Origin of the sequence: Streptomyces sp. NPDC002018 (genome assembly GCF_042890865.1) — a bacterium.
Classification (GTDB): domain Bacteria; phylum Actinomycetota; class Actinomycetes; order Streptomycetales; family Streptomycetaceae; genus Streptomyces.
On the sequence record NZ_JBIASO010000007.1, the window covers coordinates 288,852 to 307,782 of the forward strand.

The 18,931-nt window shown below is 72.9% G+C and carries 17 protein-coding genes and 1 pseudogene; 14 read left to right on the forward strand and 4 right to left on the reverse strand.

Translation table 11 applies throughout. The features are described from left to right. Window positions 1-11: 11 nt before the first annotated feature. The 7 genes and pseudogenes from ACFYYH_RS14280 to ACFYYH_RS14310 all read left to right on the forward strand — a co-directional run bounded on the left by ACFYYH_RS14280 (window position 12) and on the right by ACFYYH_RS14310 (window position 6,989). The gene (locus tag ACFYYH_RS14280; RefSeq protein ID WP_388550191.1) at window positions 12-1,796 is read left to right on the forward strand and encodes a nickel-dependent hydrogenase large subunit; all 1,785 of its coding nucleotides are present in this window, start codon (window positions 12-14) and stop codon (window positions 1,794-1,796) included. 121 nt (window positions 1,797-1,917) lie between these two features. After that, window positions 1,918-2,904 carry a NifU family protein gene (locus ACFYYH_RS14285; protein WP_388550194.1) on the forward strand — a complete coding sequence of 329 codons (987 nt, stop codon included), beginning with the start codon at window positions 1,918-1,920 and terminating at the stop codon, window positions 2,902-2,904. Beyond that, window positions 2,901-3,731: a DUF5947 family protein gene (locus ACFYYH_RS14290; RefSeq protein WP_388550197.1), complete on the forward strand. Its 831-nt coding sequence runs from the start codon at window positions 2,901-2,903 to the stop codon at window positions 3,729-3,731. Before ACFYYH_RS14285 ends, ACFYYH_RS14290 begins: the two co-directional genes overlap by 4 nt. Next, window positions 3,728-4,390 (forward strand): DUF6084 family protein, encoded by a 663-nt coding sequence (locus ACFYYH_RS14295; RefSeq protein ID WP_388550199.1) that lies wholly within the window; start codon window positions 3,728-3,730, stop codon window positions 4,388-4,390. Before ACFYYH_RS14290 ends, ACFYYH_RS14295 begins: the two co-directional genes overlap by 4 nt. After that, window positions 4,387-6,204: a hypothetical protein gene (locus ACFYYH_RS14300; protein WP_388550202.1), complete on the forward strand. Its 1,818-nt coding sequence runs from the start codon at window positions 4,387-4,389 to the stop codon at window positions 6,202-6,204. Before ACFYYH_RS14295 ends, ACFYYH_RS14300 begins: the two co-directional genes overlap by 4 nt. Window position 6,205: 1 nt before the next feature. After that, a pseudogene (locus ACFYYH_RS14305) lies at window positions 6,206-6,748 on the forward strand (hydrogenase maturation protease); the annotation flags it as partial. A gap of 82 nt (window positions 6,749-6,830) precedes the next feature. Next, window positions 6,831-6,989 carry a DUF6893 family small protein gene (locus ACFYYH_RS14310; protein WP_388550461.1) on the forward strand — a complete coding sequence of 53 codons (159 nt, stop codon included), beginning with the start codon at window positions 6,831-6,833 and terminating at the stop codon, window positions 6,987-6,989. Between the two features lie 31 nt (window positions 6,990-7,020). Here the strand turns inward: ACFYYH_RS14310 and ACFYYH_RS14315 are convergent, their stop codons facing one another. Next, complete coding sequence (locus tag ACFYYH_RS14315; RefSeq protein WP_388550204.1) at window positions 7,021-7,491, reverse strand: helix-turn-helix transcriptional regulator; 471 nt, start codon at window positions 7,489-7,491, stop codon at window positions 7,021-7,023. A 137-nt stretch (window positions 7,492-7,628) separates the two neighbouring features. Here ACFYYH_RS14315 and ACFYYH_RS14320 point away from each other — a divergent pair, with 137 nt between their 5' ends. From ACFYYH_RS14320 to hypE, 6 genes are all read left to right on the forward strand, one after another. After that, a complete protein-coding gene (locus ACFYYH_RS14320) occupies window positions 7,629-8,051 on the forward strand; it encodes a hydrogenase maturation nickel metallochaperone HypA (protein WP_388550207.1) in 423 nt (140 codons plus the stop codon). After that, a complete protein-coding gene (gene hypB / locus ACFYYH_RS14325) occupies window positions 8,035-8,970 on the forward strand; it encodes a hydrogenase nickel incorporation protein HypB (protein WP_388550210.1) in 936 nt (311 codons plus the stop codon). Before ACFYYH_RS14320 ends, hypB begins: the two co-directional genes overlap by 17 nt. Next, a complete protein-coding gene (gene hypF, locus ACFYYH_RS14330) occupies window positions 8,967-11,462 on the forward strand; it encodes a carbamoyltransferase HypF (protein WP_388550213.1) in 2,496 nt (831 codons plus the stop codon). Before hypB ends, hypF begins: the two co-directional genes overlap by 4 nt. Before the next feature lie 53 nt (window positions 11,463-11,515). After that, window positions 11,516-11,974 (forward strand): HypC/HybG/HupF family hydrogenase formation chaperone, encoded by a 459-nt coding sequence (locus ACFYYH_RS14335; protein WP_388550215.1) that lies wholly within the window; start codon window positions 11,516-11,518, stop codon window positions 11,972-11,974. Continuing rightward, entirely contained in the window at window positions 11,971-13,113 is a 1,143-nt protein-coding gene (gene hypD / locus ACFYYH_RS14340; RefSeq protein WP_388550218.1) for a hydrogenase formation protein HypD, read from the forward strand. Before ACFYYH_RS14335 ends, hypD begins: the two co-directional genes overlap by 4 nt. A 121-nt stretch (window positions 13,114-13,234) precedes the next feature. After that, the gene (hypE, locus tag ACFYYH_RS14345) at window positions 13,235-14,224 is read left to right on the forward strand and encodes a hydrogenase expression/formation protein HypE (protein WP_388550463.1); all 990 of its coding nucleotides are present in this window, start codon (window positions 13,235-13,237) and stop codon (window positions 14,222-14,224) included. Window positions 14,225-14,401: 177 nt separating this feature from the next. Here hypE and ACFYYH_RS14350 read toward each other — a convergent pair whose 3' ends face one another. Beyond that, the gene (locus ACFYYH_RS14350) at window positions 14,402-15,850 is read right to left on the reverse strand and encodes a GH1 family beta-glucosidase (RefSeq protein WP_388550221.1); all 1,449 of its coding nucleotides are present in this window, start codon (window positions 15,848-15,850) and stop codon (window positions 14,402-14,404) included. Window positions 15,851-16,144: 294 nt separating this feature from the next. Between ACFYYH_RS14350 and ACFYYH_RS14355 the strand changes: the two genes are divergently transcribed. Next, complete coding sequence (locus ACFYYH_RS14355; protein WP_388550224.1) at window positions 16,145-17,173, forward strand: LacI family DNA-binding transcriptional regulator; 1,029 nt, start codon at window positions 16,145-16,147, stop codon at window positions 17,171-17,173. A 6-nt stretch (window positions 17,174-17,179) separates the two neighbouring features. On the opposite strand, the gene ACFYYH_RS14360 is transcribed toward ACFYYH_RS14355, so the two are convergent. Together ACFYYH_RS14360 and ACFYYH_RS14365 are read right to left on the reverse strand one after the other, a co-directional pair. Further along, window positions 17,180-17,560: a VOC family protein gene (locus ACFYYH_RS14360; RefSeq protein WP_388550226.1), complete on the reverse strand. Its 381-nt coding sequence runs from the start codon at window positions 17,558-17,560 to the stop codon at window positions 17,180-17,182. Between the two features lie 261 nt (window positions 17,561-17,821). Next, entirely contained in the window at window positions 17,822-18,790 is a 969-nt protein-coding gene (locus tag ACFYYH_RS14365; RefSeq protein ID WP_388550228.1) for an SDR family NAD(P)-dependent oxidoreductase, read from the reverse strand. Between the last annotated feature and the right edge of the window lie 141 nt (window positions 18,791-18,931).

Genomic DNA, 18,931 nt, shown 5'->3' on the forward strand with positions numbered 1-18,931 from the left:
GTGCGCAGCCCATGGCGCCGACGAGCAAGCAAGCCGAGGACGGCAGTGGCCTGATGGAGATGGCCTGGGATCCGATCACCCGGATCGTGGGCAGCCTCGGGATCCACACCAAGATCGACTTCCGCCAGAAGCGGGTGGCCGAGTGCTACAGCACCTCCTCCGTCTTCCGCGGCTACAGCGTCTTCATGCGCGGCAAGGACCCGCGGGACGCGCACTTCATCACCAGCCGTATCTGCGGTATCTGCGGCGACAATCACGCCACCTGTTCGGTGTACGCACAGAACATGGCGTACGGCGTGAAGCCCCCGGCCCTCGGCGAGTGGATCATGAATCTCGGCGAAGCCGCGGAGTTCATGTTCGACCACAACATCTTCCAGGAGAACCTGGTGGGGGTGGACTACTGCGAGAAGATGGTCCGCGAGACCAACCCCGGCGTCCTGGAACTGGCCGAACGCACCGAGGCCCCGCACGCGGGCGACCACGGGTACCGCACCATCGCCGACATCATGCGCTCGCTCAATCCGCTGGAGGGCGAGTTCTACCGTGAGGCGCTGCATGTCAGCCGCTACACACGGGAGATGTTCTGTCTGATGGAGGGCCGCCATGTGCATCCCTCCACGCTCTACCCGGGCGGCGTCGGCACCGTGGCCAGCATCCAGCTCTTCACGGACTATCTGACGCGGCTGACGCGGTACGTGGAGTTCATGAAGCGGGTGGTCCCGCTCCACGACGACCTGTTCGACTTCTTCTACGAGGCGCTGCCCGGATACGAGGAGGTCGGCCGGCGCCGGGTGCTGCTCGGCTGCTGGGGCGCGCTCAACGACCCGGAGTACTGCGACTTCACCTACCGGAACATGTCGGAGTGGGGCCGGCACATGTTCGTCACCCCGGGGGTGATCGTCGACGGCAGGCTGGTCACCAACGACCTGGTCGACATCAATCTCGGCATCCGGATCCTGCTCGGCAGTTCGTACTACGACGACTGGGCGGGCCAGGAGACCTTCGTCGACCGCGATCCGCTGGGCAACCCCGTGGACGCGCGCCACCCCTGGAACCAGCACACCCTGCCGGCCCCGCAGAAGCGGGACTTCGCGGACAAGTACAGCTGGGTGATGTCTCCGCGCTGGTTCGACGGCACGGACCATCTCGCACTCGACACCGGCGGCGGCCCCCTCGCCCGGCTGTGGTCCACGGCCCTGTCCGGACTGGTCGACGTCGGCTATGTCCAGGCCACCGGACACAGCGTCAGGATCAATCTGCCGCGCACCATGACCAAGCCGGAGAAGAGCTTCGAGTGGCACATCCCGCGGTGGAGCAACGCCCTGGAGCGCAACCGCGCGCGGACGTACTTCCAGGCGTACACCGCCGCCTGCGCCCTGCACTTCGCGGAACGGGCGATGGAGGAGGTGCGCTCCGGCAACACCCGGACCTGGGAGAGCTTCGAGGTGCCCGACGAGTCCATCGGCGTCGGCTTCACCGAGGCGGTACGCGGCGTGCTCTCCCACCACATGGTGATCAGGGACGGCAAGATCGCCAACTACCATCCGTATCCGCCCACCCCGTGGAACGCCAGTGTGCGCGACTCGTACGGCACGCCGGGCCCCTACGAGGACGCGGTGCAGAACACGCCGATCTTCGAGGAGAACCCGCCGGAGAGCTTCAAGGGCATCGACATCATGCGAGCCGTGCGGAGCTTCGACCCCTGTCTGCCCTGCGGCGTGCACATGTACGTCGGCGGCGGCAGGACCGTCCGGGAGACCCATCTGCCCACCGGGCTCAGCGGACTGGGCGGCTGACAGCGGTTCGTGGCCCGAGTCGGGCCCCTGTCCGTGGGGACGGCCGCCGTGCCGGGGCCGTCCCTCACTGCAGGAAGGACACCCGTTCCCCCCGGAGGAAAGGCGCTGTGACATGGCTGACATGGCTGACACGGCAGCGACGGCCAAGGAGCAGAGGGCCGGTGAGCACGAGCAGCGGGCCGGTGAGCACATCGACGCGCTCCTCGACGAGCTGGGCAGATCGGTGGGCCCCTCGGGCCGCGACCTCGCGGACGAACTCGTCCGCAGCATCGTCGAGTTCTACGGTGCCGGCCTGGCCCGCGCCGTCGAGCTGCTGCGCGACCCGCCCGACGGCACCGCGCCGCTCGCCCTGCTCGGCGCGGACGAGATCGTCGGCGGGCTGCTGATCCTGCACGATCTGCACCCCGACGACACGCTCACCCGGGTCGAGCGGGCCCTCGACGAGGTACGCCCGTATCTCGGCTCGCACGCCGGTGATGTGGAGATCGCCGGGATCGGCCCGGAGGGCGACGACGGAACCGAGGGGCGGACCCTGCGGCTGCGGCTGCGCGGGAGCTGCGACGGCTGTCCCTCGTCCGCCCAGACCGTGCGCTGGACCATCGAGGAGGCCGTGGCGCGCCGGGCCCCCGAGATCGCGCGGGTGGAGGTCGAGGGGGTGACGGAGGAGCGGCCGCGGACGGAGCTGCTCCAGATCATGTCCCGGCCGCCGGACGCGACCGCGGGCGTAGGCACGGGCGTAGGCACGGGCGCGGTGCCGTCCGGTGGGACGGCCGCCGGGGACGCGCGGGCCGGGTGGCATCCGCTGCCGGATCCTCCCTCGGCCGACGGCGGGACCGGGGTGTGCGAGGTGGCGGGCACGGCGCTCCTGCTGGTCAGGCTGCCCGGCAATCTCTACGCGTACCGCGACCGCTGCCCGGTGTGCTCGGGCGGGCTGGGCGGCGCGGTGGTGGACGGCGAGCGGCTGCGCTGTGCGGGGTGCGCGGCGGAGTACGACATCCGTAAGGCGGGACAGGGCGAGCGGGGCCGGCTGGAGCCCGTGCCCCTGCTGGAGGAGAACGGCTCCGTACGGGTCGCCCTGCCGGCCGCGCTGCTGACGGCGGGGCCGTGAACGCCCGCCCGGCCCGTGGCGCGGGCCCCCTCGGCGGCGGCTCGCCCGTCATGGGCTCCCCCGCCGGGACCTCCCCCGTCGCGGGCTCCACGGCCGTGGAACCCGCCGTACCAGGGGCGGGTTCCACGGCAGTATCACCCGCCGTACCGCCGGGGCTGCGCGGATTCACCCGCCGGCCGCCGCGCGCCGAGGAACGGTGCGAGCTGTGTGCCGAGCCCCTGGCCGGGGAGCACCGGCATCTCGTGGACACCGCCAGGCGCGCCCTGCTGTGTGCCTGCGCGGGCTGCTCCCTGCTCTTCACCCGGCCGGGCGCGGGCGCGGGCCGGTTCCGGGCGGTTCCCGACCGGTATCTGTCCGACCCGGACTTCACCCTGGACGAGGAGAGCTGGAACCGCCTCCAGATCCCGGTGGGGCTCGCGTTCTTCTTCCGCAACGCGGAACTGGACCGGCTGGCCGCGTTCTATCCCAGTCCGGCGGGCGCCACGGAGAGCGAACTCGACCCCGGCACCTGGCGGGACGTCCTCGGCTCCGGCCGGCTGGCGGCGCTGCTCCAGCCCGACACGGAGGCGCTGCTGGTCCGGCGGGAGCGCGGCGCGGGCGGAACCGGCACGGGTGGAACCGGCACAGGTGGAACCGGCACGGCCGGAACCGGCACGGGCGAGTGCTATCTGGTGCCCGTGGACGCCTGTTACGAGCTGGTGGGCCGGATGCGGCTGCACTGGCAGGGCTTCGACGGGGGCGCCGAGGCGCGCGCGGACCTGACGGACTTCTTCACCCGGGTCAGGGCGAAGGCCCGTCCGGTGAGCGGGCGGGAGGACGGCCGATGACCGATCTCACGTTCACCTGTGCGGACGTACGGCCGGAACCGTACGGCACGGGCCCGACGCTGCTGTTCCGGCTGCAGATCGAGGCGGACGACCCGGAGACCCGGATCCACGCGGTGTCCCTGCGCTGCCAGATGCGCATCGAGCCCGTCCAGCGGCGGTACGCGCCGGCCGAGATGGAGATGCTCGGCGATCTCTTCGGCGAGCCGGAGCGCTGGAGCACCACCCTGAAACCGCTCCAGTTCGCCCATGCCTCGGTGACGGTGCCCGGCTTCACGGGCGCCACCGAGATCGAACTGCCGGTGGCCTGCACGTACGACATGGAAGTGGCCTCGACCAAGTACTTCCGCGCGCTCGCGGACGGCGAAGTGCCGCTGCTCCTGCTGTTCTCCGGCACGGTCTTCTCCGGTGACCGCGGCTTCGTGGCCGAGCCGGTCCCCTGGCACAAGGAGACCTCCTTCCGGATGCCGGTGAAGGTCTGGCGGAACATGATCGAGCAGTACTTCCCCGGCTCCGGCTGGCTGCGGGTCCGCGACGACTGTCTCGACGCGCTGCGCCGCTTCCGCTCGGAGCGCGCCCTGCTCTCCTGGGAGCGGACCTTCGAGGAGCTGCTGCGTACGGCCGAGGCCCCCGGCGGCACCGGCCGGGGAGGCCCGTCATGACGGAGGACACCGCCGGAAGCGTCACGGGGACCACCGTGGGAAGCACCCCGGAACCCGCCACGGGCCGCACGCCGGTACACGCCACGGGCCGCACGCCGGAACGCGCCACGGACCCCGCCGTCGGCACTCCCGCGGACCGGGTGACGGCGGGCTTCGACGAGGCCCGCCGGGTCGCGGACGCGCTGCTCTTCGAGGGGTATGTGCTGTATCCGTACCGGGCGTCGGCCAGGAAGAACCAACTTCGCTGGCAGTTCGGCGTCCTGGTGCCGCCCTCGTGGGCCGAGGCACACGGCGAGCACGCGGAGCAGCGTACGGAGTGCCTTCTGGAACCCCGCCGGGCGGGCCTGCTCCTGGTCGAGCTGCGCTTCCTCCATGTGCGCCGGCGCACGGTGGAGCGTTCCGCGCCCGGCGGCGCCGGCTGGACCGAGGTGGCGCGGCTCGACCTGGCCGACCGGGTGCTGGTTCCCTGGGACGAGGGCGAGGAGGAGCGGGTCGAACTCCGGGTGCCGCTCGACCGGCTCTCCGGAGGGGGGCGGACGCTGCGGTTCGACCGTCCTGGCGGGGTGGAGCACGAGCCGGTCCACGACCAGGGCGGCGCGGGACGGACCGTCGGACGTCTGGTGCGGCGCAGCCGGGCGCTGAGGGGCGAGATACGGCTGGCCACCGAGCCGCTGCCGGGCCCGTACGGAGCGCTGCGGCTGACCGCGACCGTGCACAACACGTCGGACTGGGCGCCGGTTCCGGCGGGCGGGGGCGGTGACCGCGAGGCCGCCCTGCCGCACAGTCTGATCGGCGCGCATCTGCTGCTGGGGCTGCCCGGAGGGCGGTTCCTGTCGATGACGGACCCGCCGGAGTGGGCCGGTCCCGCCGCGCGGACCTGCCGCAACGAACACACCTGGCCCGTGCTGGCGGGCGGTGCGGGGCGTGACGACGTACTGCTGTCCTCGCCGATCATCCTGGAGGACCACCCCGAGCTCGCCGCGGAGAGTCCGGGACCGCTCTACGACGCCACCGAGATCGACGAGATCCTCTCGCTGCGGACCGCCGCGCTCACCGAGCAGGAGAAGCGGGAGGCGCGCGGCACGGACGCGCGGGCGGCCGAGGTGATCGCCCTGGTGGACGGGATGCCGGCCGAGGTCCTGGAGCGCCTCCACGGCGCGATCCGCGGTCTGCGCGAGGTGACCGGCGACCGGCCCGACGCGGGAGAGGCCTCCCCGGTGCCGGGCACTGGCACTGGCACTGGCACTGGCACCGGCACCGAAACGGGCACAGGCACAGGCACGGGAAGGGGCACAGGCACAGGCACGGCAGCGTCCGGCGCCGACACCTCCGGACGCCCCGGACCGGGCACACCTCCCGCACCGGGGACGCCTGATCCAGGGGCACCCGGGCAGGGGGCGCCTCCCGGGCGGCCGTCCCCGGCGGGGCTCGAACTGCCCAACGGTCCCGGGCTGCCCTGGTGGGACCCCGCCCAGGGCGCGCACGACCTGCCGGGGCAGGACACCGTGACGGTCGCCGGTCATCCGGTCGCGGCGGGCAGCAGGGTCGTGCTGAGGCCGGGGCTGCGCAGGTCCGACGCCCAGGACATCTTTCTGGCGGGCCGGGGCGCGACGGTCGAGGCGGTGCTCCAGGACCTCGACGGCGAGACGCACCTCGCCGTCACCGTCGACGGCGATCCCGGCGCCGACGTACGCCGTCAGCAGGGCCGGTTCCTGTACTTCCGCCCGGACGAGATCGATCCCGTGCCCGCCGACGGTGACGACGATGACGACGACGGCGGCGGACGCGGAACGGCCCCGGAAGGAGGCGGCTGACATGGAGTCCGTCCCCCCGCCCGACAGTCCGGCTCCCGAAACGTCCGGGACGCCCGGCACCCCCGGCGCGTACGGCGCGTACGGCGCGTACGGCCGGACCCTGGTCGCCGGGATCGGCAATGTCTTCCTCGGTGACGACGGCTTCGGCGTCGAGACCCTGCGTCTGCTGACCGGACGCCAATTGCCCCCGGACGTCGATCTGATGGACACCGGCATCCGGGGCGTCCACCTCGCCTACCGGCTCCTCGACGGCTATCGCCTGCTCGTCCTGGTCGACACGGTCGACCGCGGCGCTCCCCCGGGCACCCTCCATGTGCTCGAAGTCGACCCCGCCGACCCGGGGGCGGCCCCGGCCGCCGCCCGGCTGGACGGACACGGCATGGATCCGGCGTCCGTACTGCGGCTGGTCCACCAACTGCGCGCGGGGGCGGGCGGCACCCTTCCCGGGCGGATCGTGGTGGTCGGCTGCCAGCCGCTCACCACCGAGGAGGGCATCGGGCTCAGCGCGCCGGTGGCCGCCGCCGCAGGTCCCGCGGCGGAACTGGTCCTCGATCTGGTACGGCAGCCGCCGGGCACGGTGCCCGGCACCCCATCCGACGAAGGAGGCGATGAGAGTGATGCACGCGATGCACGAACTGCGGGCGAGGAAAGGAACGGCCCACTCCACGGGCCCGGACCTGACGTGGCTGTGGGTCTGCGCCGGCGCGGCCGCGGCCGGGGTGGCGTACGGGACGGCGAAGTCGGTCCCGGACCTGCGCCGCTATCTGCGGATGCGGCGGATGTGAGCGGCCACGCGGGAGCGCGGCCGGAAGGCGGTCAGTCGGGCCCTGTCCGTCCGGTCGTCGGCGGACCCACGGACGGCGGCTGCGCCGACGGCGGAGGCCCGGACAGGGGAGGCGCGGACGGCGGAGACGCGGACAGCGGCCGTACCTCACGGTCTGCGGGCCCCGGGCCGTCCAGTTGCGCGTAGCGCTCCAGGAACCGGTGGAGCGTGCTGTGCAGCTCGCCCAGACGGACGAACCAGAGCGACAGGCTCATCGAGCCCGCCGGGGTGATCTCGTACTCACGGCGGGCGGGCCCGGAGGCGGACGCCCGCCATTGGGAGGAGATATGACCGCATTTCTCCATACCGCGCAGCAGCCGGTACACATGCGCGGACTCGGCCTCGGCCCAGCCGAAGGCCCCCAGCCGCTGGGTCAGTTCGTATCCGTGCCCCGGCCGCTCGGCGAGCAGCAGCAGGATGACGGGGTTCATCAGCGCCCGTCGTTCGGTGTCGTGCGTCGTCATGGCGGCGGTCTCCTGATGTGGCCGTGCGACGGTGCGGCGCGCACCTTCCCCACGCTAACCACGCCCGGGAGCACCGGCCAGCCGTCGCCCGCCCACGCGGCGGAGGACGGCCGGGCCGAGGGAGCGAGGTGAGATCCGTGCACGAACTGTCCCTCGCGACCGCCGTGGTCGCCCAGGTGGAGGAAGCCGTCCGTACCCGTGGCGGCGGACGGGTCGCGTCGTTGCGGCTGCGGATCGGTGAACTGGCGGGCGTGGTGCCGGAAGCACTGCGGTTCTCCTTCGGTCTGGCGAGCGAGGGCACCGTCCTCGCGGGTGCCCGGCTGGATCTGGACACCGTTCCCGGCGTGGCCCGTTGTGCCGGCTGCGGGCAGGAGAGCGAGGTCGGGATGCCGCCCCTGCTCTGGTGCGCCGACTGCGCGCGGCCCCTGGGCGAGCTGCTCTCGGGCCGGGAACTGGAGATCGCCGAGGTCGTCCTCCTGGATTCCTCGGATGCGCGCCGCCCGGACAGCGGTGACGATCGAGGTACCCCCGAGGAGGCCCCTCATGTGCCGAGTCGTTGATCTGCGCCAGGCCGTACTGGCCAAGAACGACGCCAGTGCCCTGGAACTGCGCGAGCATCTCGCCGCCCGGGGCACGGTCGAGGTGAATCTGCTGTCCAGCCCCGGCAGCGGGAAGACGGCGCTGCTGGAGCGGCTGCTCTCCCGGGCCGTCGCGGCGGGCATCGCCGTCGCCGCGATCACCGCCGATCTGGCCACCGAGAACGACGCCCGCCGGCTGGCGCGGGCGGGCGCGCCCGTCAAGCAGGTGCTCACCGACGGACTCTGCCATCTGGAGGCGGGGATGCTGCGCGGGCATCTCGACGGCTGGCTGCCCCGGGACACCCGGGTGCTCTTCGTGGAGAACGTCGGCAATCTGGTCTGTCCCGCCTCCTACGACATCGGGGAGAGCCTGCGGATCGTGCTCGGCTCGGTGACCGAGGGCGAGGACAAGCCCCTCAAGTACCCGACGGCGTTCGGTCTCGTCCATCTCGTGGTCATCACCAAGACGGACATCGCGGAGGCCGTGGAGTTCGACGGGGCCGCGTTCCATCGCCATGTGCGCCAGGTGAATCCGGGAGTGCCGGTGCTGGAGACCTCGGCGCGTACCGGGGCCGGTGTGGACGAGCTGCTCGCCTTCGTCCTCGCCCATGCCGACGGCGCGCCCGTCCACCGGCCGGTGCTGGCCCGTCAGCACGAGCGCCATCTGCGTCACCGTCACGCCGACGAGGACGCCCACGGCCCGCACGAGGACCGTCACGGTGACCAGGGCCATGACCTCGACCTCGACCTCGACCTCGACCAGGGCCTCGACCAGGGCCACGACCACGGCGACGACCAGGGCCGCGTTCACGGCCACGGCCACAGCCACGGCCACAGTGACGACCAGGGTCCCGGCCGCCCGGCGCCGTCCGCCGCCCGCGGAACGGCAGAGGCGCCATGAGCGGACCCGTCACCACCCGCGGCACCGTCCTGTCCTCCCCCACGACCCCCCGTGAACGCCGGAACGTCCTGGTGTGCGGCGTGGTGCAGGGCGTCGGCTTCCGGCCGTTCGTCTACGCGCTCGCCACCGAGCTGGGACTCACCGGCTGGGTCACCAACAGCGCCGAGGGCGTCCGTACGGAGGTCGAGGGACCGGCGCGTGACGTGGCGGCGTTCTGCGAGCGCCTGGCCACCTGCGCGCCACCGCTCGCCGTCGTCGAGTCCGTACGCCACCGGCCGGTACCGGCCGTCGGAGGCAGCGGCTTCACCATCCGTCCCTCGTCCGGCGGACCGGGACGGACACTGGTCTCCCCCGACATGGCGACCTGCGACGACTGTCTGGCCGAGCTGCGCGATCCCGCCGACCGCCGCTACCGGCACCCCTTCATCACCTGTACGCACTGCGGGCCCCGCTTCACGATCGTCACCGGACTGCCCTACGACCGGACGCGGACCACCATGGCCGGCTTCCCGCTCTGCGCCGACTGCTCGCGTGAGTACGAGGACCCCTCCGACCGGCGCTTCCACGCCCAGCCGGTCTCCTGCCATGCCTGCGGCCCCCGGCTCTCCCTGATCACGGGACGGCCGGGCGCGGCCGCCACCACCCGGCTGTCCGGCGAGGAGGCGCTGGCCAGGGCCCGTCGGCTGCTGGCCGGCGGAGCGGTCGTCGCGGTGAAGGGGCTCGGCGGCTACCACCTCGCCTGCGACGCCTCGGACGCCACCGCCGTACGGCTGCTGCGCGCCCGCAAGAACCGCGGGGCCAAGCCGTTCGCCGTGATGGCCGGTTCGCCGGAGACCGCCGAGCGGATCGCCGTCGTCGGTCCTCTGGAGCGCGCGCTGCTGACCGGCCGGCGCAGGCCCGTCGTGCTGCTGCGGCGCCGCGCGGACGGCGCGTCGCTCGTGGCGGACGGGGTGGCGCCCGGCAGTCCCGATCTCGGGGTGCTGCTGCCGTACACCCCGCTGCACCACCTGCTGCTGGGTCTGCCCGGCGATCCGGCGGGCCCGCCCGTCCTGGTGATGACCAGCGGCAACCGGTCGGGCGAGCCCATCGTGACCGACGACGCGGAGGCGCTGACCCGGCTCGGCGCGCTGGCGGACGCCTGGCTGACGCACGACCGGCCGGTGCGGGTGCCGTGCGACGACTCGGTGGTACGGATCTGCGCGGGCCAGGAACTGCCCGTACGCCGGTCCCGTGGCTACGCTCCGCTGCCGGTCGCGCTGCCCGTGCCCGTGGAGCCGGCGCTCGCCGTCGGCGGGGATCTGAAGAACGCCTTCTGTGTCGCGGAGGGCGGGTACGCGTGGCTGTCCGCCCATGTCGGCGACATGGACGACCTCGCCACCCTCACGGCCTTCGGGACGGCCGTGGGGCATCTGACGGAGCTGACCTCGGTCACGCCCGGGGTGCTGATCGCGGACCGGCACCCCGGCTACCGCTCGGGACAGTGGGCCGAACGCCATGCCGGGGGCCGCCCCGTGCGCCGCGTACAGCACCACCACGCCCATGTGGCCGCGACGATGGCCGAACACGGGCTGGACGGCTCGGCCCCGGTGATCGGGGTGGCCTTCGACGGCACGGGGTACGGGGACGACGGCGCGGTGTGGGGCGGCGAGGTGCTGCTCGCGGACTACGACGGCTTCCGGCGCTTCGCCCGGCTGGCGTATGTGCCGCTGCCGGGCGGGGACGCCGCCGTACGCAATCCGTACCGTATGGCGCTCTCGCATCTGCGGGCGGCGAGGGTGCCCTGGTCCGACGCGCTGCCGTGCGTCGCCGCGTGCCCTCCCGGTGAACGGCCGCTGCTGGAACGGCTGCTCGCCCGGGGTGTCACCTGTGTGCCGACGTCGAGCATGGGACGGCTCTTCGACGCGGTCGCGTCGCTCACCGGGGTGTGCCATCGCGTGGAGTACGAGGCCCAGGCGGCGATGGAGCTGGAGAGCGCGGCGGTGGCGGCCGGGGGGCCCGCCGACGGCTACCGGTTCGCGCTGGCCCCGGGCGGGCCGGCCGACGGTGCGTGGCTGGTGGCCGATCCGGCTCCGGTACTGGCCGCCGCGGCGCGCGACATACGGTCCGGCGCGGGCGCCCCGGCGGTGTCCGCGCGCTTCCACGGCGCGGTGATCGGCCTGGTGCGTGATCTGTGCCGCGCGGCCCGTGACCGTACGGGCCTGGCCACCGTCGCGCTGAGCGGCGGGGTGTTCTGCAACGCCCTGCTCACCGGCGGCTGTACGGAGCTGCTGGAGCGTGACGGATTCACCGTCCTGCGCCACCGCGTGGTGCCGCCGAACGACGGCGGGCTGGCACTGGGCCAGGTGATGGTCGCCGCCCGGGTCACGGCGGACCGAGACGGGCGGAGCGGGCGCGGGACGAACCACGACGGGACCTGGCGGGACCTGACGGGACCTGACGGGACAGGACTGGGCGGGACAGGACCGGGCGGGCCGGGACCGGGCAGCCCGTGACAGGACCAGGCGGGCCGAGCGGCCGGCGGGACGATCAGGTGTGAGGAGAAGCAATGTGCCTTGCTGTGCCCGGCAGAGTGCTGGACATCGAGGAACGCGACGGAACCCGGATGGCACACGTCGACTTCGGCGGCGTGGTCAAGGACGTCTGTCTGGAGTACGTGCCGGAGATGAACGTCGGCGACTACGCCATCGTGCATGTCGGCTTCGCGCTCCAGCGGCTCGACGAGGAGTCCGCGAAGCAGACGCTGAGGCTGTTCGAGAATCTCGGCGTCCTGGAGGAGGAGTTCGGGGACGCGTGGGGGCGGGCCGCGAAGGAGGCGGGGGCCGAACGGCCGCGTGACCCGGGGGATTTTGGCGGTGCCACGGAGCCACGGGCCGAGGGATCCCGGGCCGGACGGTCCGGGCCTCCCGCTCCGGCAGCCGGGGCGCCCGAGGGCGCCGGGACATCCCCCGGAGGCGCCGGGGCAGCCCGCCGTCAGGCCGGACCACCGCAGGAGGACGCACGATGAAGTACCTCGACGAGTTCAGCGATCCCCATCTCGCCGCCCGGCTGTTCGACGACATCCGGGACACCGTCACCCGCCCCTGGGCCCTGATGGAGGTCTGCGGCGGCCAGACCCACTCGATCATCCGCCATGGCATCGACCAGCTCCTCCCGGACGAGGTCGAACTCATCCACGGGCCGGGCTGTCCGGTCTGTGTGACCCCGCTGGAGACCATCGACAAGGCGCTGGAGATCGCCTCCCGTCCCGATGTGATCTTCTGCTCCTTCGGCGACATGCTCCGGGTGCCGGGCAGCGGCCGGGACCTGTTCAAGGTCAAGAGCGAGGGCGCCGACGTACGGGTGGTCTACTCGCCGCTCGACGCGCTCAGGACCGCCCGCGAGAACCCGGACCGTCAGGTGGTCTTCTTCGGGATCGGTTTCGAGACGACGGCCCCGCCCAACGCGATGACCGTCCACCAGGCCAGGAGGCTCGGCATCGAGAACTTCAGCCTGCTGGTCTCCCATGTCCGGGTCCCTCCGGCGATCGACGCCATCATGAACGCGCCCGACTGCCGGGTCCAGGCGTTCCTGGCCGCGGGCCATGTCTGCACGGTGATGGGGACCGGCGAATACCCCGAACTCGCCGAGCGGCACCGGGTCCCCATCGTCGTCACCGGTTTCGAACCGCTGGACATCCTGGAGGGCATCCGCTGCGCCGTACGCCAGTTGGAGGCCGGCGAGCACACCGTCGAGAACGCGTACCCGCGTGCCGTACGGCCCGGGGGCAGCCCGGCGGCGAGGGCCATGCTGGAGGATGTCTTCGAGGTCACCGACCGCGCGTGGCGGGGCATCGGCATGATCCCGGCCAGCGGCTGGCGGCTCTCCCCCGCCTACCGGGCGTACGACGCGGAGCACCGCTTCTCGGTGACCGGCATCCGGACCGAGGAGTCCACGGACTGCCGCAGCGGCGAGGTGCTCCAGGGACTGATCAAGCCGCATGAGTGCGCGGCGTTCGGCACGGTCTGCACCCCGCGCAATCCGCTCGGCGCCACCATGGTCTCCAGCGAGGGCGCCTGTGCCGCGTACTACCTGTACCGCAGGCTGGCCGCACCGGGCCCGGCGGGCACCGCCGGCCCCCAGGAAGAGGTGACCCCCGTTGGCTGAGACGACATCGACCGGGATCCGCGAGACGGACGGCGGCCGGTCCCGGCAACGGCCTTCCGCCGTACCGGACTTCGCCGGCTGGACCTGTCCCGTCCCGCTGCGTGACCACCGGAAGGTCCTGATGGGGCACGGCGGCGGCGGTCAGCTCTCCGCCGAACTGGTCGAGCATCTCTTCGCCCCGGCGTTCGGCGGCGACGTCCTCGCGGAACTGGGCGACGCCGCGACGGTCACCCTGGGCGGGGCGCGGCTGGCGTTCTCCACCGACTCGTACGTGGTGCGCCCGCTGTTCTTCCCCGGCGGCAGCATCGGTGATCTCGCGGTCAACGGAACGGTCAACGACCTGGCCATGATGGGCGCCCGGCCCGCCTATCTGTCCTGCGGTTTCATTCTGGAGGAGGGCGTCGAACTGGCCACGGTGGGCCGGGTGGCCGAGGCGCTGGGGGCCGCGGCCCGAGCGGCCGAGGTGGCCGTCGTCACCGGTGACACCAAGGTGGTGGACGCCGGACACGGCGACGGCGTGTTCATCAACACCGCGGGTATCGGGCTGATCCCCGACGGGGTCGACATCCGGCCGCGGCGCGCCGCGCCGGGCGATGTGGTCATCGTCAGCGGCGCGATCGGCGAGCACGGTGTGGCGATCATGAGTGTCCGCGAGGGGCTGGAGTTCGGTGTGGAGATCGGGAGCGACACCGCGCCGCTGGCCTCGCTCGTGGGGGCCATGCTGGCCGTCTGCCCCGATCTCCATGTGCTGCGGGATCCGACCCGGGGCGGTCTGGCCACCGCGCTCAACGAGATCGCGTCGGCGGCGGGGGTGGGCATCACGCTCAGGGAGCGCGCGCTTCCGGTGCCGGACGCGGTCGCCAACGCCTGTGCCCTCCTCGGGCTCGATCCGCTGTATGTGGCCAACGAGGGCAAGCTCGTGGCGTTCGTACCGCCGGCGCACGCCGACAGGGTGCTCGCGGCGATGCGGGCGCATCCCCGGGGCAGCGGCGCGGTGGTGATCGGTACGTGCACGACCGACCATCCCGGCATCGTGGTGGCGTCCACCGGACTGGGCGGGACCCGGGTGGTGGACATGCCGCTGGGTGAGCAACTGCCGCGCATCTGCTGAGGCGTGGGCCGAGGTGACCGCCCGCCGTCCGTGCCGGGCCGCCCGCCGTCCGTGCCGAGACCGTGGCCCTTGGCCTTCCGCGAGCCGGTCCCGTCCGTACGGGGCGGGCCTCGTACGGACGGGCGGGCGGCGCGCCCGTACGTACGGACGGCGCGTGCGGCGTGGGCCCCGGCGCCGCTACTCCGCCGGCGGGACCGTGTTCGTCCGGGTGACCCGGGCATACCAGTGGGCGCTGGACTTCGGGGTGCGGCGCTGGGTGGCGTAGTCGACATGGACCGCGCCGAAACGTCTGCCGTAGCCGTACGACCATTCGAAGTTGTCGAGCAGCGACCAGAGGAAGTAGCCGCGGATGTCGGCGCCCGAGGCGATGGCCCGGTGGACGGCCGCGAGATGGCCCCGGAGATAGGCGATCCGCTCCGGGTCACGGACCTCGCCGTCGGGGGCGGCGTAGTCGTCGAAGGCCGCTCCGTTCTCGGTGATCATGAGGGGCAGCTCCGGATGGTCCCGCCGTACGCGCGTCAGCAGCTCATACAGACCGCTCGGGTCGATCGTCCAGCCCATGGCGGTCCGCTCGCCGGGTGTCTGGTGGAACGCCACCTCGTCGGCGCCGGGCCAGGGGCTGTGGTCGCTCACACCATGTCCGTCGGACCCATGGGTGGCCGGACCTGTGTGGTGGGACACCAGGGTCGGCGAGTAGTAGTTGACGCCGAGGAAGTCGAGCGGCTGATGGATCAGCTCGGTGTCGCCGTCCCGGACGAACGACCAGTCGGTGATCCCCGCGGTGTCCGCCTTCACATCGTCCGGATAGGCCCCCTGGAGCATGGGACCGGTGAAGACCCGGTTGGCCACCCCGTCGATCCGGCGGACCGCGTCCCGGTCCTGCTCGCTCCCGGTCAGCGGCCGTACATGGTGCAGATTGAGGGTGACGGAGACCTCGGCCCCGGCCCGCAGCCGCTCGCGCAGTTCCCGGACCGCGAGACCATGGCCGAGATTGAGATGGTGCGCCGCCCGCAGGGCGTCGGCGGGGTCGGTACGGCCCGGGGCGTGCACCCCGGAGCCGTATCCGAGGAAGGCGCTGCACCACGGCTCGTTGAGGGTGGTCCAGGTGCGTACGCGGTCGCCCAGCGCGTCGGCCACGATCCCCGCGTACTCGGCGAACCGGTGGGCGGTGTCACGCTCGGGCCAGCCTCCGGCGTCCTCCAGGTGCTGCGGCAGATCCCAGTGGTAGAGGGTGACGACCGGCCGGATGCCCTTCTCCAGCAGCCCGTCGACCAGCCGCCGGTAGAAGTCGAGGCCCTTCTCGGACGCGGGGCCGCCGCCGGTGGGCTGGACCCGGGGCCAGGACACCGAGAAGCGGTACGCGCCGACCCCCAGGGCGGACATGATCTCGATGTCCTCGGGCCAGCGGTGGTAGTGGTCGGTGGCGACATCACCGGTGTCGCCGTTGCGTACCCGGCCCGGGGTGCGGGAGTAGACGTCCCAGATGGAGGGGGTACGGCCGTCCTCCTGGGCGGCGCCCTCGACCTGGTAGGCGGCGGTCGCGGTGCCCCACAGGAAGCCGGGCGGGAAGCTCAGGGGCGCCGCCGGGTCCGGGGCGCGCCCGGGGGTGGGTGCTGAGGTGGCCACAGAGGTCCTTCCGCAGAGACAGGCAGAGAAACAGCAGAGAACAGAGAGGGCGACGGGCACGGAGCGACCGTGAGGAGGCCCCTGTCCTCCAGGAGGACCCGCGCCCCTCTGGGAGCGCTCCCAGGGACTGTGGAAGACTCTCCGCTGACGCCCGGCTCTGTCAAGGGCCGTCACCGGTTCCGGCGCCCGAACGGGCCCGGCGCCGCCCCCGGGCGGCCGGTTCTCCGGCCACCCCGCACAATTTCCTGGTGGGCGCCGTGGTGCGGCCCCAGGAGAGCACAGTCAGGAGACGTGATGAGCAGCGCCGAACGGGCGGCCCGGAGGCCGACTCTCGAAGCCGTCGCCCGGCTCGCGGGCGTCGGCAGGGGTACGGCCTCCCGGGTCGTCAACGGCCTCCCGGGCGTCAGCGCGAAGGCCCGCACCGCCGTCGAGGCGGCCGTCGCGGAACTCCACTACGTGCCGAATCCCGCCGCCCGCAGCCTGGTCACCAGCAGGACGGACAGCATCGCCCTGGTGATCCCCGAGTCGGAGAGCCGGCTGGCCGCGGAGCCGTACTTCTCCGCCGTCATCCGCGGGGTGAGCACCGAACTCGCAGCCACGGAGATGCAGTTGCTGCTGATCCTGGTCCGCGACCAGCGTGAGCTGGACCGGCTGATCCGGTTCGTGGAGGCCCGGCGGGTCGACGGGGTGCTGCTGGTGTCGGTCCACCGTGACGACCCGCTGCCCGCGTTCCTGGAGAAGACGCGGATACCGACGGTCCTGGTGGGGCGGCGTTCACCGGACGAGCCACTGAGCCATGTCCACTCCGACAATGTCGGCGGGGCGGCGCAGGCCGTACGGCATCTCCTCGGCCGGGGACGCACCACCGTGGCCACCATTGCGGGACCGCTCGACATGGATGTCGGCCACAGCAGGCTCCAGGGGTGGCGCGACGCCCATGCCGAGCGGGGTCTCCGTCCGGACGCGTCGCTGATCGCGCCGGCCGACTTCACCGAGGAGGGAGGCCGCGCCGCCATGCGCGGTCTCCTCGACCGGCACCCGGACCTCGACGCCGTCTTCGCGGCGTCCGACGTCATGGCCGCGGGCGCGCTGGCCGAGCTGCGCGAGCGGGGGCGGCGCGTCCCGGAGGACGTGGCCGTCGTCGGGTTCGACGACTCGATCGTCGCCCGTCATACGGTGCCGCCCCTGACCAGCGTCAGCCAGCCGACCGAGGAGATCGGGCGGGCCATCACCCGGCTGCTCCTCGATGAGATCCATGACCCCGCCGGGCCGCGTCACCGGCTCACGCTGCCCACGACCCTCGTGGAACGCCGGACGAGCTGAGCGGTGTCAGGTGCGGGTCCAGAGACAGAAGGGGTGTCCGGCCGGGTCGAGACAGACCCGTACGTCGTCCTGGGGCTGGAAGCCGTGGAGGGTCGCGCCCAGCTCCACGGCGTAGGCGACGGAGCGCTCCAGGTCGTCCACCTCGATATCGAGATGGATCATCATCTGCTGGCGGCCTGACTCCGACGGCCAGACGGGCGGGGTGTAGCCGCGCTCGCTCTGGAACGCGAGGCCCGTACCACCGCCCGGCGGGGTGAGCTTGACCCAGTCCGGCTCCTCCGCCGCCACCGTCCAGCCGAGAAGGCGCCGGTAGAACGCGGCCAGCTCACCCGCGTCCGAAGCGTCGAGCACCGCGCCGGTGAGAGTCGTCCGTGGTCGTTCCGTCATGCGGGGCACCTCCCGGCCCGGCGCGCCGTGGTCGGTCCGGCCGGTCGGTGTGCCGCGGACACCGCGCCGGAGCACCCGCGGCCCCAGTCTCAGGGCCGACGGCCGATCCGTCCACCGAACGGCCCAGTGGCCCTGCCACCGGGCCACCGGCCGATGGGTGGCTCGGCCACCGGACCACCGGCCGGTGTGGCTCGGCCACCGGGCGACCGGGCGGTGCGTGGCCCGGCCGCGCCCCACCGGCCCGCCCGCCCGCTCGCTCGTTCAGACGGTGGCCGCGAACGCGTCCACCCCGGTCAGCTCCGCCGAGAGCCGCCACAGCCGCGCCGCCTGCTCCGGGTCGGTCGCCCAGTCGCGTACCCCGCCGGGCACCGAGGGGTCGGCCGACGCCGGCTCCGCGATGTCGCAGTCCTCGCAGAAGACCCCGCCCGCGTCCGCCAGCAGGGGTGAGGTCGCCGCCCACACCTGGGTGGCCGCCCCCTGCTCCGGGGACTTGAAGGAGGGATGTACGAGGTTGCCGTCCTCGTCGATCCAGCCGGCCGCCACCATCTCCTCCTTGGGAAGGTGACGCTGGAGCGGGGTGAGGATCCCGCCGGGGTGCAGCGAGAACGCCCGTACGCCGGCGTCGCGGCCGAGCGCGTCGAGATGGACGGCGAAGAGCGCGTTGGCCGTCTTCGCCTGCCCGTAGGCCTTCCACTTGTCGTAACCGGTCTCGAACCACAGGTCGTCCCAGCGGATGGCCGAGTTGCGGTGTGCGGACGAGGACACGGAGATCACCCGCGCCCCGCCCGGCTCGATCGCCGGCCAGAGCCGGTTGACGAGCGCGAAGTGGCCCAGGTGATTGGTCGCGAACTGCGCCTCCCAGCCGGGACCGACCCGGGTCTCCGGGCAGGCCATGACGGCGGCGTTGCCGATGACGATGTCGAGGGTGCGGCCCGAGGCGAGGAAGCGCTCGGCGAAGGCGCGCACGCTGTCGAGGTCGGCGAGGTCGAGTTCGTCGATCTCGACCCCGTCGAGACCGGCGAGCGCCTTCTCGGCCGTCGCGCGCCGCCGGGCGGGCACGACGACCTGGGCGCCGGCGCCGGTGAGCGCGCGGGTCGTCTCCAGTCCGAGGCCCGAGTAACCGCCGGTGACGAGGGCGAGCTTTCCTGTGAGGTCGATACCGCGCAGTACGTCCGCCGCGGTGCTCCGGGCTCCGAACCCTGATCCGATCCTGTGCTGAGGCGTGGTCATGTCCCGAAGGCTACGAATTGGAGCACACTCCAAGTCAAACGCGTGCGAGAGGCGACGGGCGAGCGACTCTCGAATCCACCAGCGGGCCCCGGGCCGCGAACCGCCCACGATCGGGTCAGCGATGCGTGATCCGGACGGAGC

Bases quoted from the DNA above. Each gene is read 5' to 3' on its own strand.
- ACFYYH_RS14300 (WP_388550202.1), top strand. From the start codon at position 4,387: ATGACGGAGGACACCGCCGGAAGCGTCACGGGGACCACCGTGGGAAGC.
- hypE (WP_388550463.1), top strand. From the start codon at position 13,235: ATGGGGCACGGCGGCGGCGGTCAGCTCTCCGCCGAACTGGTCGAGCAT.
- hypB (WP_388550210.1), top strand. From the start codon at position 8,035: ATGTGCCGAGTCGTTGATCTGCGCCAGGCCGTACTGGCCAAGAACGAC.
- hypD (WP_388550218.1), top strand. From the start codon at position 11,971: ATGAAGTACCTCGACGAGTTCAGCGATCCCCATCTCGCCGCCCGGCTG.
- ACFYYH_RS14315 (WP_388550204.1), bottom strand. From the start codon at position 7,491: ATGACGACGCACGACACCGAACGACGGGCGCTGATGAACCCCGTCATC.
- ACFYYH_RS14285 (WP_388550194.1), top strand. From the start codon at position 1,918: ATGGCTGACACGGCAGCGACGGCCAAGGAGCAGAGGGCCGGTGAGCAC.
- ACFYYH_RS14360 (WP_388550226.1), bottom strand. From the start codon at position 17,560: ATGACGGAACGACCACGGACGACTCTCACCGGCGCGGTGCTCGACGCT.
- ACFYYH_RS14295 (WP_388550199.1), top strand. From the start codon at position 3,728: ATGACCGATCTCACGTTCACCTGTGCGGACGTACGGCCGGAACCGTAC.
- ACFYYH_RS14310 (WP_388550461.1), top strand. From the start codon at position 6,831: ATGCACGAACTGCGGGCGAGGAAAGGAACGGCCCACTCCACGGGCCCG.
- ACFYYH_RS14355 (WP_388550224.1), top strand. From the start codon at position 16,145: ATGAGCAGCGCCGAACGGGCGGCCCGGAGGCCGACTCTCGAAGCCGTC.
- ACFYYH_RS14280 (WP_388550191.1), top strand. From the start codon at position 12: ATGGCGCCGACGAGCAAGCAAGCCGAGGACGGCAGTGGCCTGATGGAG.
- ACFYYH_RS14335 (WP_388550215.1), top strand. From the start codon at position 11,516: ATGTGCCTTGCTGTGCCCGGCAGAGTGCTGGACATCGAGGAACGCGAC.
- ACFYYH_RS14365 (WP_388550228.1), bottom strand. From the start codon at position 18,790: ATGACCACGCCTCAGCACAGGATCGGATCAGGGTTCGGAGCCCGGAGC.
- hypF (WP_388550213.1), top strand. From the start codon at position 8,967: ATGAGCGGACCCGTCACCACCCGCGGCACCGTCCTGTCCTCCCCCACG.